Source organism: Palleronia aestuarii (genome assembly GCF_003253995.1).
In the GTDB taxonomy this organism is placed as follows: domain Bacteria; phylum Pseudomonadota; class Alphaproteobacteria; order Rhodobacterales; family Rhodobacteraceae; genus Palleronia; species Palleronia aestuarii.
Genome location: NZ_QKZL01000013.1, coordinates 34,669 through 48,014, shown reverse-complemented (window position 1 = coordinate 48,014; position 13,346 = coordinate 34,669). Strand labels below are relative to the sequence as shown.

The window sequence follows — 13,346 nt, the reverse complement described above, 5'->3', positions numbered from 1 at the left end:
AATCGGGCGGATGACAGCGGGGGTTCGGCGGCCTAGCATCGGAGCAAAGAGGGGGGAGAGACATGTCGCAATCGCGCCGCTTCGTTCACGAGGGGATGAAGGTCCCGTTCGTGCTGCTTGTCACCTGTTTCGCGGCCTGGGGGGTGGCGGCGAACATGACCGATCCGCTCGTGCAGGTCTTCTCCCGCATCTTCTCGATGTCGACGCTGCAGGCCTCCTTCGTGCAATTCGCCTATTACGGGGCCTATTTCCTGCTGGCGCTGCCGGCGGCGTTCATCAACCGGCGCTATTCCTACAAGACCGGCGTCCTCGTGGGCCTCGGCTGCGCGATCGCGGGGGCGTTCCTGTTCTATCCCGCCTCGATCGCCATGACCTACGGCTTCTTCCTGCTCGCGCTCTTCCTGCTCGCGGGCGGGCTCTCGATCCTCGAGACCTCGGCCAACCCCTTCGTGATCGCCATGGGGCCCGAAGGCAACGCGACGCGCAGGCTCAACTTCGCGCAGGCCTTCAATCCCGTCGGCACGAATATCGGCGTGTTCCTGTCGGCCACGCTGATCCTGCCGCAGCTCAACGTCGCCGATCCCGAGGAACGCGCGGCGATGGCGCCCGAGGCGCTGCGCGCGGTGCAGCAGAGCGAGCTGCAGGCGGTGATGATCCCCTATGTGGGCTTCGCCTTCGTGCTCGTCGCGCTCTGGATCCTGATCTACGTCTACCGCATGCCCGCCGACCGGGAGGAGGAGAGCGAGGGCCCCGTCGACGTCCATTTCGGCGCCACGCTGAAGCGGCTCCTCGCGAACCGGCACTATTCCTTCGGGGTCGTCGCGCAATTCTTCAACGTGGCGGGGCAGACCTGCACCTGGACCTTCACGATCCCCTACGTGATCGCGGCCATCGGCGGGAACGAGGCGCAGGCGGGCTGGTATCTCCAGGCGAGCCTCATCGTGTTCCTCCTGTCGCGCTTCGCAATGGTCTGGCTCATGGGTTTCGTCCGGCCCGCGCTGCTTCTGACGATCATGGCGCTTCTGGGAACAGGGCTCAGCCTCTATGCCGTCGTCTCGCCCGACATCTCCGGGGTCTGGGCCGTGGTCTTCATCTCCGCCTCGCTGTCGCTGATGTTCCCGACGATCTATGGCATCGCGCTCCACGGGCTTGGGGAGGATACGAAGTTCGGTGCGGCGGGTCTCGTCATGGCGATCCTCGGCGGTGCGCTGATGCCGCTTGTCCACGGCGCGACGCTCGACGCCTACGGTGCCGCCATCTCCTACGTCGTGCCGGGGCTCTGCTTCCTCGTCGTGGCGGCCTACGGGGTCTTCGATCTCGCCGGCAAGTCGCGGGCGGTCCCGGCCGACGCGATCTGAGACGGGGCCTCCCACCGCGGTCTTGCGCGGCGGGGCCCCAGCCCCTATCCCCGTCGCGCGAGGCCGGGCGCGACGTCCCGGCGTAACGGGACGAAGCGATGAAGCTGGGACGACGCGACATTCTGATGGGCGGTGGCGCCGCCGCGCTGTTTACTGCCCTCCCAGGTACGGGGCGCGCGGGCTTCGCGCCGTCGCCCTCCGGCTGGCGGGACTTCGAGATCACGACCCGCGTGGAGCTTCCCCGCGGCGGCGCCTCCGCGCAGAGCTGGGTGCCGATCCCCGCGGTCGCCGAGCCTGGCTGGCACGAGGCGGGGCGCACGCGCTGGCAGACGAACGCGGACCGAGCGGAGATCGCCGAGGATCCCGCGACCGGCGCGCGTTTCGTCCATGCGGTCTGGTCCGGCGGGTCCGACGATGCCGTGCTCGAGGTCGTCTCCGTCGCATCGACGCGGGACCGCGACGTCGATCTTGTTCACCCCCGCGACGTCGCCCCGCTCTCCGAGGAGGACCGCGCGCGCTATCTCGCCCCGACCATGCTGATCCCGACGGACGGGATCGTGCGGGAGACCGCGCTCGGGATCACCCAAGGGGCGGAGACGGATCTCGACCGGGCGCGGCTCATCTACGACTGGATCGTCGAGAGCACGGAACGGAACCCGGATACCCGCGGCTGCGGGCTCGGCGACATCGCCTCGATGCTCGCCATGGGCGATCTGACCGGCAAATGCGCCGATCTGAACACGCTCTTTGTCGGGCTCGCTCGTGCCTTCGGCCTGCCCGCACGCGATATCTACGGGCTGCGCGTCGCGCCCTCGGCCTTCGGCTACAAGAGCCTCGGTGCCGGGTCGCCGGACGTGACCAAGGCGCAGCATTGCCGCGCGGAGGTCTTCCTCGACGATTTCGGCTGGGTGCCGGTCGATCCCGCCGATGTCCGAAAGGTCGTGCTCGAGGAACCGCCGAAGACGCTCACGCTTGCCGATCCGGAAGTGCGGGACGTGCGGCAAGCGCTCTTCGGCGCGTGGGAGGGGAACTGGATCGGGTACAATTTCGCCCACGACGTGGAGCTTCCCGGCTCCGATGCCGGTCCGGTGCCGTTTCTCATGTATCCTCAGGCGGAAATCGAAGGTCGCCCCCGCGACCCGCTCGAGCCCGCGGCGTTCACCTATTCGATCACCGCCCGCGAACGCGCGGTCTAGCCCTGCCGGATCGGCGGCCACATGCGTGCGAGCACCGCGTCGCGCCGCACGACGCTGTGGTAGAGGGCCGCCGCGACATGCAGCGCGACGAGGAGACCCAGCGCCCAGGCCGCGTAGAAATGAACGCCCTGGGCGATCCCGGCGAGATTTTCGGAGCGGGGCACGAGGCTCGGGATCCCGAGCGCGTCGAGTGCCTCGACGGGAAAACCCCCGGCGCGGACCCGGATGTAGCCGCTGAGCGGCATGACGAAGAGCAAAAGATAGAGGGCCGCGTGGTTGAGCGCAGCCGCCCGCTCCTGCCAGGCGGGCAGGCGGGCACGTTCACCCGGCGGATCGGCCATCCTCCAGCCGACGCGGAGGAGGACGAGGAGCATCACGGCCACGCCCGCGTTCTTGTGGAAGATGAAGAGGGTGTCCTGGAGCGGGCGCGAGATCCCGTCCCGGGTCATCACGATACCGGCGGCGACCATCGCGAAGACGAGGAGCGCGGTCGTCCAGTGGAGGAGCCGCGCGGGCGTCGCGTAGCCGTGGGTCATTCCGGCGCCGCGCATCCGGCGGAGGAAAAGCAGGTGGCGATCATCTCCCTCATCTCCGACATCGGCCGCACGGGGATGTCCGGCCCGGGCAGCATGCCGTCGCTCCAGGATCCGTGCAAGCGGTCCAGAAGTCCGCTGTCACGCGCGATCACGTGGATCGGCACGGTCGCGCTCGCCTCCTGTCCCGCGACGAGGGGGGCGGGCTGGTGATCGCCCACGACGATCACCAGGGCGTCCTCGGCGAAGCGTGCGATCCACTGCGCGACGATCTCGAGCGTGTAGTCGAGCGAGCGGGAATAGGCGGCGCGGATCGTCCCTGGGTCCGACCAGACCTCCCGTGGGGTTGCGCCGGAGCGCCGCGTGCCGTCGAAGATCGCGCCATCGCCGATCTCCTCCCAGGGCAGGATGTCCGGCGTGGGAGTCCAGGGCGCGTGGGAAGAGATCAGTGCCGCCTCGACCATGACGGGGCCATCGTCCCGCGCAAGCCGATCGAGCGCCGTCAGCGTGTACTGGTCGGGCATCGTGACCCATTCGAAGGGCTGGCCGCGATAGCCGAGATCGTCGCGCGCGAAGACGGCGTCGTAGCCGTACCAGGCCGCGTCGGGCCAGTCCCGCGTGATCGCCGGCATGATCGCGACGCTCCGCCATCCGGCCCGCGCGAAGAGGCGGTTCAGGGAGAACCGATCGGAGGCCATGAGCGCGTCGTAGCGGGGCTGCGATCCGATCCGGAGGCCCGAGAGGAACGTCGCGTGGGAAAGCCAGCTCTGTCCGCCGCGGGTCGGCGCGTCGAGCCAGGCGGAGCGGGTGGCGAAGCCCGCCTGCCGCAATCTCGCCTCCGCTGCCTCGAGCCGCGCATGGCTCGTCGCGCGATACTCGACCGCATCGAGCCAGGATCGCCCGTAGCTTTCAACGAAGAGCAGGATCACGTCGCGACCCGCCAGCGCGGAGAGATCGGCCGCGATGCGATCATCGCGCGCGAGTGCAACCGCGAACCGCGTCTCGTCGACGATGGTCTCGCGATAATTCGCGATCCGACCGGTGATGTCGGAGGGGAGCACGGCCGGCCGGCCGGCCAGCCCGATCGCGGCGGCGAGACCGAGACAGGCGATCCGGCCCGGCCAGTCGAGCTTCGGGAGCGCCCCGGTGGACCAGTAGAGCGCGGCGAAGACGGCGAGAAAGGCGAGGATGGCCCCGCCGATCATGGCGATCGTCGCAAGCGCGCCGATACTGCCCCGCGCAAGCTCCCACCCGGAGGCAAGAAGGTGCAGATCGAGGATCGGGTCGAAGCCCCGCTGGAACGCCATGATCATTCCCAGATCCGCAAGGCGGAGCAGCGTCAGGACCGCGAGCCCCGCGACGAGGAGGCCATGCAAGACACGCGTTCCGCGCGGCAGCAGGACCAGTCCGAGGAGGATGACGGCAAGATCGACGGGCGGACGGACGAAATGGCCGAACGTGTAGTCGCCGATGCGGATCGGGAGCGGCAGCAGGAGGCTCAGGAGGACGACGGCGAGCCCTGCCCGGAGACCACGTGAGACGTCTGGCCTCATTGCTGCGGTTCCTCGTGCCGGTGGGCCTCGTGGCGGTCGTTCTCTGGTTCGTCGATCCACGCGCGGCCTGGGACGAGCTCCGTTCCGCACGGATCGCGCCGCTCCTCGGGGCGCTTGCGCTGAGCCAGATGGTGATCGTCGCTTCCGCGCTGAGATGGGCGGATACCTGCACCCGGCTCGGACGGTCGATCCCGATCCGCGAGGCCGTGTCGGAATACTATCTCTCGAGCCTCTTCAACCAGGTACTTCCGGGCGGCATTGCGGGCGATGCGGTCCGCGCCTGGCGGGGCCGATCGCGGGGCGGGGCGCTGCCAGTCGCGAGGGGGGTCGCGATCGAGCGGATGTCGGGTCAGGTCGCGATGGCGGCTGCGCTTCTCGCCGGCGTGGCACTGGGGGGCGTGCCCGGCACGGGGCGGCTCGTCGGGGCGTTCGTGGCGGGCGTGATCGCCGTCCTCGCGGCCCTCGTGATCGTGCTGAAGTTCGGAGCGGATCTCCGCCGGGCTTGGGGTACCGGCCCGGCCATCCTGGCGCAGGCGCTTCTCAACCTCGCGATCGTGGCCGGGCTCGTCGGGGGTTTCGCGCTCTGCGCCCGGGCCGTGGGCACCGGGATGGGTCTGGCCGACGCGCTCGTCGTGATCCCGGTCTGTCTCGCCGCGATGCTCGTCCCCGTGGGGATCGGCGGTCTCGGGATGCGGGAGGGCGCGGCCGCCGCGCTCTGGCCGCTCGCGGGCTTCGCGGCGGAGGCGGGTGTCGCGGCCTCGCTCCTCTTCGGGGGCGTTTCGCTCCTTGGGGCCATGCCGGGGCTGGTCGTTCTCGTTCATCGGCGGCGATGAAGCCGGATGACGTCGCGGCCGAAGGACCAGAAGATCGCGGCGAAGGCGATGAAGGTCAGGGCGCGGCCGATGGGTGGTGGCGCGTCGAGCACGAGAAGAGCGATGGGCGTCGCCACCTGCAGGACGCAGACGGCCTTGCGCAGCGCCGAGGGCGGCAGCGACCCGCCAAGCCACGGCAAGCTCTGACGCAAAAGACAGAAGATGTAGTAAGGTGCTATGAGGAAGAGGATTTCCGGTCCGGCGTGGCCGAGCCGCCAGGTGAGAAGCGACAGGACGAGTGTCAGGGCCGCGTCGACCTCCACGTCGAACCGCGCCCCGTAGGGGGAGGCGAGGCCGCTCCGCCGCGCGATCGCCCCGTCGACGCCGTCCGCGGCGAGGAGGAGGGCCGCGAGGGCTATGGGCACGAGGCGCCCCGTCGCGGCGACAGCCTCGGGGGCGAGCGCGTATCCGGCGAGCACGACAGTTCCGGCCGCACGCAGCGCGGTCAGCATGTTCGCCGGTCCGAAGCGGGGATGCGGATGCGCCTCGAGCGCCGCGATCATCGCGGCCGAGCAGAGCGCCCAGAGCGTCAGGAGGAACGGCGCGACAACCGCCTCCACCCCGTCCGCCCCCTCGATGAGGCGCCCGGCGATCCAGACGGGCGGGGCCAGCGCGGCGGTCACGACGAGGCAGCCCGCGAGACGGACGCGCCCTCCGAGCGGATGGGGCTTCGGGCGGGATGGCGTATCGCTCGTGGTGATGTGATTGGCCTCCTTGCGTGTCGCGGTCGACATATGATGAGCGGATCGCGCGACAATCGTCGAGCCGCGAATGTGAAGGAAATGTAAACGGAATGTGGGTGAGCGGAACGGCAGCCGCGATCGGTCGATCGGTCGACACGTATTACCGCGACGCCGCGCGGTGTTCGCGGATGGTGTCGCTGCTCGAGGGACTGGTGCCTCGCGGCGGGCTCGCTTTCGACATCGGCGCGCATCTGGGTGACCGCGCGGCGAGCTTCGTGAAACTGGGTGCGCGGGTCGTCGCCGTGGAGCCGCAGCCCGCGATGTTCCGCGCGCTACGCCTCCTGCGCGGCACATGCCGCGACGTCTCCCTGGTCCAGGCGGCGGTGGGCCGTACGGCGGGCGACGCCACGATGCTGCTCAATTCCGCGAACCCCGCGACCTCGACCCTCTGCCGTGATTTCGTCGCGGCCGCGCAAACGGGACCATCGTGGCAGGGCGAGAACTGGGACCGGCATGTGCGCGTGAGCGTGGTCACGTTCGACGATCTCATCGCCCGCTTCGGCGTGCCGGATTTCACCAAGCTCGATGTCGAGGGACGGGAGAACGAGGCGCTCGCGGGCCTGTCGCATCCGCTCCCGGCCCTGTCGTTCGAGGCCACCTCGATCCGGCGCGGCGTCGCGCTCTCCTGCATCGATCGGCTGGAGACTCTGGGCGCGTACCGCTACAATTTGAGCCTCGGCGAGAACCACGTCCTGCGGCATGAGGATTGGGTCTCCGCGGATGCGATCCGGCGCGACATCGCGGGGCTCACGCATGAGGAGAATTCCGGCGACGTCTATGCGCTCCGGGCGCACTGATCGCCGACCGGGCGAGAACCCTACGGAAGTCTCACGATATCGGATCGGTGCTCCCTTCGAAGGCACGGGCTGGTTGTGCGCGCTGCCGGAAGAATGCACAAATCAGCATGCCCATCCCCGGACAGCTTCGATGCGGCGGTCCTGAATCAGGAAACCTCCGCGGGGCGGGCATCGGAACCTATGGCACCCGGGACGGGGTCCGGTGCGTAATCCTGAATGAGCCCGACATGATCGCGACAGCCGAGACCGAGGCAGACCCGAACGGCGCCGTCCCGCGCCTGGTGGCGGGTCGAGGACGCGGGTGATGAGCCGGCACTCACCCCAGGTCGGGTCCCGTCGGGGCCTGGCCGCGCTCGAAGCCGGGCTCGGTGAGGATCTGACGCGGCTCGGCTTGCCGCGGGCATCCTGGACGGCGCGGCGCGACGGGCCCGACGGCACGACCCTGCACGACGTTCTGGTGATCGGCGGCGGGCAGTTCGGGATCGGCCTCGCCGCCGCCCTGAAGCTCGCGGGGATCCCGGACACCCTTGTCATCGATCGGGCGGAGGAGGGATCGGAAGGGCCCTGGACCACCTTTGCGCGGATGCCGACGCTGCGCTCCCCGAAACATCTGCCGGGAATCTGCTTCGGCATCCCGCGACTGACGTTCCAATCGTGGTACCGCGCCCGGTTCGGAGACGCGGCCTGGGGGGCGCTCTACAAGATCCCGAACGCGATCTGGCAGGATTACATCGGCTGGGTGCGCCGGACGCTCGATCTGCCGGTCTGGAACGGGGTCGAGGCCACCCGGCTGGAGCCCGCCGCCGATCACGTCGCCGTCATGCTCTCGGACGGGACGCGCCTGCACGCCAGGCACGTCGTGGTCGCGACCGGGCGCGGGGCCGTGGGCGGACAGAACCACGTGGCCGGCATTTCTCCGGCCCTCGGACCCGACAGGGTCGCGCATACGAGCGACGAGATCGATTTCGAACGGCTTCGCGGCAAGCGCGTGGCGGTGGTCGGGGTCGGGGCCTCCGCCTTCGACAATGCCGCCACGGCGATGGAGGCAGGAGCGGCCTCCGTCGACATGCTGGCCCGGCGCCATGCGCTGCCGCAACTCAACAAGGGCCGCCCGTCGAGCGGGATCGGGTTTCTCGAAGGCTGGGCGGGGCTCCCGGACGCCGATCGCTGGCGGCTCGCCGTCTATCTCGACGCGATGCAGGGCGTGCCGCCGCACGAGACGGTGCTGCGCGCGCTGGAACGGCCGGGTCTTTCGGTCCATTTCGCCACCCGTCTCCTCTCCGCCAAGCCCTCGGGCGAGGGATTGCGGCTCGAGGTCGAGAACGGCCCAACGGGGGAGTACGATTTCCTGATCCTGGGCACGGGGTTCCGCGTCGATCTCTCGCGGGAGCCGCTCTTCGACGCGATCTCCCCGCGCATCGCGCTCTGGCGCGACACTTACATGCCTCCCGACGATCTCGTCCGCCCGCATCTGGGGCTCTACCCCTATCTCGGCGATGCGCTGGAACTGAAGGCGACGGAGGGTCCGCCTCTTGATCGCATCCACCTCTTCAACGCGGCGAGCTGGCTCAGCGCCGGCGCGATGGCCCTCGACATGCCGTCGCTCGACATCGCGCCCGCCCGGCTCGTCACCGGGATCACCCGAGCGCTCTTCGCGGAGGATTTCGAGGCGATCTTCGCCAGTCTGTGTGATTGGCAGGACGAACACGAGCTGGAAGCGACGCCCTTCTACGCCCCGCGCTACGTCAACGAGACGGGACGCTAGACCGATACGCGCGCCGCTCATAGGGACGATCGGCGCCGGCCTCGTACTCGATCAGACGGTCCACTTTTTCTTTTCCGCGACATCGCAGGCGATGTCTTCGGTAATGATAGACCGGCGGATCAATCCAGCTCCATCGACTACGGCACGTCGAACCTGCTGACCTTCGCCCTGATCCTGACGATTGCGATCCTGGGCGCGCGCGGCGCTGCTCAGGATGTTCTACCGCCTTGCTCTCCTTCTGCTGATCCGGTTCCGCCCCTAGGGCCTTCTGGGAGGGCATCGAAATGGTAGGAGGTCATTTCCTCGTGGGGGCCACGTTCGCCCGATCTTCCCTTGCCAGGTTGTTTCGCGGATGGTTTGGGGAGGGGGGTTTTTTGGTTGGGGTGTTTCGGGATGAAGGTTGCGATACTTGGCGGTGACGGGTTCTGCGGGTGGCCGACGGTTCTGCATCTGAGCGATGCGGGCCACGAGTTGCACGTGATCGACAACCTGTCGCGGCGGTGGATCGACACGGAGCTCGGTGTGCAGTCCCTGACGCCGATGGATTCGATCCAGGAGCGGTGCCGGATCTGGCGGGCGGAGACGGGGCGGGTGATCCATTTCCACCTGCTCGACCTCGCCGAGGAGTTCGAGCGGCTGAAGGCGTGGCTGGGCGAGCACCGCCCGGACGCGATCGTGCACCTGGCCGAGCAGCGCGCGGCGCCCTACTCGATGCGGTCGGACCGCCACAAGGTCTACACGGTGCGCAACAACGTGAACGCGACGCACAACCTCTTGGCGGCGCTGGTGGAGACCGGTCTCGACGCGCATCTGGTGCATCTGGGCACGATGGGGGTCTACGGGTATTCGAGCGTCGGCGCGCCGATCCCGGAGGGCTATCTCGACGTGGAGATCGACACGCCGGCGGGCAAGCGGTCGCAGGAGATCCTCTATCCGACGCGTCCGGGCTCGGTCTACCACATGACGAAGTCGCTCGATCAGATCCTGTTCCAGTTCTACGCGCAGAACGACGGGCTCAGGATCACGGACCTGCACCAGGGGATCGTGTGGGGGACGCATACCGAGCAGACGGCGCGCCACGAGCAGCTCGTCAACCGGTTCGACTACGACGGGGATTACGGCACGGTGCTGAACCGGTTCCTGATCCAGGCGGCGATCGGGCATCCGTTGACGGTGCACGGGACGGGGGGCCAGACGCGGGCCTTCATCCATATCCGCGACAGCGTGCGCTGCATCGAGCTGGCGCTCGGCGATCCGCCGGCCTCGGGGGAGCGGGTGAAGATCTTCAACCAGATGACGGAGACGCACCGGGTGCGCGATCTGGCCGAGCTTGTGGCGCGGCTGACGGGGGCGCGGGTGGCGATGCTGCCCAATCCGCGCAAGGAGGCCGCCGAGAACGACCTGGTGGTGAAAAACGACCAGTTCCTGGCGCTGGGTCTCGCTCCGACGACGCTCGAGGACGGGCTTCTGGAGGAGGTGGTGGAGGTGGCGCGCCGCTACGCCCACCGCATCGACCGCACCCGCGTCCCCGCCCTCTCGGCCTGGACCCGCGACCTCGCATCCAAACTCGAGCGCGATCCCGAAGGCCGAGCCCTTCGATCCGTCTCCTGAGGGGCGAACCGTGCCGCACGATGCCTATGTCACGCTCGTCACCAACGACGATTTCGCGATCGGCGCGGGCGCGCTCCTCACCTCGCTGGAGGTGTCGGGCACGCGGGCCGAGCGGGTCGTGCTCTGCACCGGAGGCGTGAGCCGAGCGGCGCGCGACCGGCTGGCGCAAAGGGGCGCGACGCTCGTGGACGTCGAGCTACTGCCCACTTCGGAGGAGTTCGACGCGATCCATGCGCGCGGTCGCCTGCACGAGGCCGCCCCCTTCACGCGCGGGGAAAAGCCGGGCTTCCACACGCCACTCGACAATTTCGCCAAGCTGAGGCTCTGGGAGCTCGATCACGACCGGGTGGTGTTCCTCGATGCCGACACGCTCGTGCTGAGAAACATCGACCGGCTCTTCGAGTATCCCGAGTTCTCCGCGGCGCCAAACGTCTACGAAGGCCTGTCGGACTTTCACCGGATGAATTCCGGCGTCTTCACGGCGCGCCCATCGCCCGCGACCTTCGAACGGATGCTCGAACGGCTCGACGCGCCGGGTGCGTTCTGGCGGCGAACGGATCAGACCTTCCTGCAGGCGTTCTTCCCCGACTGGCACGGGCTGCCGGTGACGATGAACATGCTGCAATATGTCTGGCTGAACCTGCCCGAACTCTGGTCCTGGGACGCGATCCACGTGCTGCACTTCCAGTACGAGAAGCCGTGGGAGAGCCATGCAAAGACGGACCGTCTCCGGCCCCTGATCGACCTGTGGCGATCCTTCGAGGACGGGCGGCCGATCGATCATCTTCGGCTTCCACCCCCATGCGCGTCGCGCTGACCGGCGCCACCGGGATCGCGGGCCATGCGGTCGCCTTACACCTGCGTTCCCGCGGCGACGAAGTTCTGACGCTTGGCCGTCGGCCCTCGACGCTCGGCCTGCCGCATGTCGATTGGCGCTTCGGCGAGCGGCCCGACATCGCGTGCGATGCGCTCGTCCATTGTGCCTTCGCCCATGTGCCGGGGCGCTACCGTGGCGGCGAGGGCGACGATCCAGAGGGCTTCATGCGACTCAACCGTGATGGCACACGGGCGCTTTTCGACGCGGTGAAGGATGCGCGGATCGTGTTCGTCTCCTCCCGTGCCGTCTATGGCGCCTATCCGGCCGGAACGCGGCTGACGGAAACGCTCCGTCCCCGGCCCGACACGCTCTACGGCGAACTTAAGGCGACGACGGAACGCGACGTGGCCGAGCGGGGAGGGACGAGCCTCCGCGCGACCGGCCTCTACGGACCGCCTCCTCCGGGCGGGCATCACAAATGGGCGGGGCTCCTCGACGATTTCGCCGCTGGACGGTCAATCGCGCCGCGCGCGGGAACGGAGCTGCACGTCGCGGATTTCGCCGCCGCGATCGCGCTCTGCCTCGACACGGCGGCTCCGAAAGCCGTGAACGCCTCCGATCTGTGTCTCGACCGCCGCGACCTTCTGGAGATCTATGCCGACATAACGGGGATCCGGGGCATCCTTCCCGAGCGGTCTGGGGACCGGGTCAGCGAGATGTCGGTGGACATGCTCCGCGCCCTAGGGTGGGAGCCCGGGGGGGTGCCGAGGTTGCGCGCTGACCTCCGAGAGCTTGTCTTGGGGGCCGAACGCTCCGTCTGAGGGACTCTCATCTGCCCGCCCGCATCCAAGGTGCCGGCACCAATAGCACCGCTAACGAGCCGCGGCCGTTGCGTTGGTGAAAGCGATATCCAGTTCACTGACGGTCGATACCGGTGCAAAAGGCCGGGCCCTACCTTTAGTTAGATCAACGTTGATCGGTGCCTAAGCTCATGATTCTCTTGTTTTGAGGGGATGGGAGGGCACGAAGATGATGGGACGTTTGGCGGTCCAGGAGGCTCTTTTTTACCGGTTCCGGATCGAGGATCACGTCCCGCCCGATCACCTGCTTCGGCGCATCGACCGGGTTCTGGATTTCGATGTCACCCGTCCGCGGCTCGCTGCACTCTATAGTCCGATCGGCAGGCCAACGATCGATCCGGAGCTGATGATCCGGATGCTTCTGGTGGGCTATCTCTACGGCATCCGGTGCGAGACGCGGCTCTGCGAGGAGGTTCACCTGAACCTCGCCTACCGGTGGTTCTGTCGCCTCGGGCTCGAGAGGCGTGTGCCGGATCGATCGAGCTTTTTGAAGAACCGCTACGGGCGCTTCGCCGATGGCGACGTTCTTCGTACCGTCTTCAAGATGGTCGTCGGGCGCTGTGTCGAGGCCAGCCTCGTGGGCGGGACCGGTGCCCTGATGGACGGCAGCTCGGTCGAGGCCGATAGCAATCGTTACAGGTGCGCTGCGCCCGCGGAACTCGAGACTGCTTGGGCCGAAGCCGAAGCCGAGGACGTCGCACGGCCCGTCCGCGCCTATCTCGATCAGCTGGACGCCGAGGCGGGTGTCGAGCGTGAAGGGCCAGCCCGCAAGCCGCCAAAGGTGATCTCGGAAACCGATCCGCAGGCGGCGTGGTCGATCAAGGACGGGCCCGGACGCTTCAGCTACGAAACCAACTACCTAGTCGACGACCGCCACGCGATCACCGTGGATGTGGAGGGTGAGGCGGATCAGTGAGCGGTCCAGTGGACCGGTCACCCGACGACCCCCGTACGTCTGAGCCAAGAAATCATCGCGGCGAAGGCGATGCTCGAGCGGAGCAAGGCCAAGCTCGGATTTGCGCCGGCATCGCTGGCAGCGGACAAGAGCTACGGCACCGCGCCCTTCCTGGCGTGGCTCCTAAGTTGGAAGGTCACGCCTTTCGTCCCGGTCCTCGATCGCAAGCCGCAGACCGACGGCAAGCTGACCCGAGACGCATTTGTCTACGACCGGGACCGCGACTGCTTCATTTGCCCCGAGGGCCACGATCTGACCTACCGCAACATCACCGTCGAGACCGGCG

The 13,346-nt window shown here is 68.3% G+C and carries 11 protein-coding genes and 2 pseudogenes; 10 read left to right on the top strand and 3 right to left on the bottom strand.

From position 1 onward, the window contains the following. The first annotated feature begins 62 nt into the window (after positions 1–62). Positions 63–1,358, top strand: coding sequence for an L-fucose:H+ symporter permease (gene fucP, locus LX81_RS14005; protein WP_111537945.1), 1,296 nt, complete (start codon positions 63–65; stop codon positions 1,356–1,358). Positions 1,359–1,456: 98 nt separating this feature from the next. After that, positions 1,457–2,554, top strand: a complete 1,098-nt coding sequence (locus LX81_RS14000) for a transglutaminase-like domain-containing protein (protein WP_111537944.1) — start codon at positions 1,457–1,459, stop codon at positions 2,552–2,554. Here the strand turns inward: LX81_RS14000 and LX81_RS13995 are convergent. Together LX81_RS13995 and LX81_RS13990 are read right to left on the bottom strand one after the other, a co-directional pair. Further along, entirely contained in the window at positions 2,551–3,090 is a 540-nt protein-coding gene (locus LX81_RS13995; protein WP_111537990.1) for a cytochrome b, read from the bottom strand. The two genes, LX81_RS14000 and LX81_RS13995, sit on opposite strands and share 4 nt — an antisense overlap. Next, entirely contained in the window at positions 3,087–4,640 is a 1,554-nt protein-coding gene (locus LX81_RS13990) for a sulfatase-like hydrolase/transferase (RefSeq protein WP_111537943.1), read from the bottom strand. The genes LX81_RS13995 and LX81_RS13990 overlap by 4 nt, the downstream gene beginning before the upstream one ends. Between LX81_RS13990 and LX81_RS13985 the strand changes: the two genes are divergently transcribed. Further along, positions 4,622–5,473 carry a lysylphosphatidylglycerol synthase transmembrane domain-containing protein gene (locus LX81_RS13985; protein ID WP_170133945.1) on the top strand — a complete coding sequence of 284 codons (852 nt, stop codon included), beginning with the start codon at positions 4,622–4,624 and terminating at the stop codon, positions 5,471–5,473. The two genes, LX81_RS13990 and LX81_RS13985, sit on opposite strands and share 19 nt — an antisense overlap. Here the strand turns inward: LX81_RS13985 and LX81_RS13980 are convergent. After that, the gene (locus tag LX81_RS13980; protein WP_111537941.1) at positions 5,458–6,246 is read right to left on the bottom strand and encodes a CDP-alcohol phosphatidyltransferase family protein; all 789 of its coding nucleotides are present in this window, start codon (positions 6,244–6,246) and stop codon (positions 5,458–5,460) included. The two genes, LX81_RS13985 and LX81_RS13980, sit on opposite strands and share 16 nt — an antisense overlap. Positions 6,247–6,311: 65 nt before the next feature. On the opposite strand from LX81_RS13980, the gene LX81_RS13975 reads away from it, so the two are divergent. The 7 genes and pseudogenes from LX81_RS13975 to LX81_RS22510 form a co-directional block, all read left to right on the top strand. Next, complete coding sequence (locus LX81_RS13975; RefSeq protein WP_234822619.1) at positions 6,312–7,052, top strand: FkbM family methyltransferase; 741 nt, start codon at positions 6,312–6,314, stop codon at positions 7,050–7,052. A gap of 304 nt (positions 7,053–7,356) precedes the next feature. Then, complete coding sequence (locus LX81_RS13970; RefSeq protein WP_111537939.1) at positions 7,357–8,817, top strand: NAD(P)-binding domain-containing protein; 1,461 nt, start codon at positions 7,357–7,359, stop codon at positions 8,815–8,817. A gap of 393 nt (positions 8,818–9,210) precedes the next feature. Beyond that, entirely contained in the window at positions 9,211–10,428 is a 1,218-nt protein-coding gene (locus LX81_RS13965; RefSeq protein WP_111537938.1) for an NAD-dependent epimerase/dehydratase family protein, read from the top strand. Positions 10,429–10,438: 10 nt separating this feature from the next. Continuing rightward, on the top strand, positions 10,439–11,245 hold the full coding sequence (locus LX81_RS13960; protein WP_111537937.1) for a glycosyltransferase: 807 nt from the start codon (positions 10,439–10,441) through the stop codon (positions 11,243–11,245). Continuing rightward, a complete protein-coding gene (locus tag LX81_RS13955; protein WP_111537936.1) occupies positions 11,230–12,066 on the top strand; it encodes an NAD-dependent epimerase/dehydratase family protein in 837 nt (278 codons plus the stop codon). The genes LX81_RS13960 and LX81_RS13955 overlap by 16 nt, the downstream gene beginning before the upstream one ends. A 208-nt stretch (positions 12,067–12,274) precedes the next feature. After that, positions 12,275–12,769, top strand: a pseudogene (locus LX81_RS13950) (transposase); the annotation flags it as partial. Positions 12,770–13,090: 321 nt separating this feature from the next. After that, positions 13,091–13,346 (top strand): annotated as a pseudogene (locus LX81_RS22510) (IS5/IS1182 family transposase); the annotation flags it as partial.

Coding starts and splice junctions, on each gene's coding strand:
- fucP (WP_111537945.1), top strand. CDS start 63: ATGTCGCAATCGCGCCGCTTCGTTCACGAGGGGATGAAGGTCCCGTTC.
- LX81_RS14000 (WP_111537944.1), top strand. CDS start 1,457: ATGAAGCTGGGACGACGCGACATTCTGATGGGCGGTGGCGCCGCCGCG.
- LX81_RS13995 (WP_111537990.1), bottom strand. CDS start 3,090: ATGACCCACGGCTACGCGACGCCCGCGCGGCTCCTCCACTGGACGACC.
- LX81_RS13990 (WP_111537943.1), bottom strand. CDS start 4,640: ATGAGGCCAGACGTCTCACGTGGTCTCCGGGCAGGGCTCGCCGTCGTC.
- LX81_RS13980 (WP_111537941.1), bottom strand. CDS start 6,246: ATGTCGACCGCGACACGCAAGGAGGCCAATCACATCACCACGAGCGAT.
- LX81_RS13970 (WP_111537939.1), top strand. CDS start 7,357: ATGAGCCGGCACTCACCCCAGGTCGGGTCCCGTCGGGGCCTGGCCGCG.
- LX81_RS13965 (WP_111537938.1), top strand. CDS start 9,211: ATGAAGGTTGCGATACTTGGCGGTGACGGGTTCTGCGGGTGGCCGACG.
- LX81_RS13955 (WP_111537936.1), top strand. CDS start 11,230: ATGCGCGTCGCGCTGACCGGCGCCACCGGGATCGCGGGCCATGCGGTC.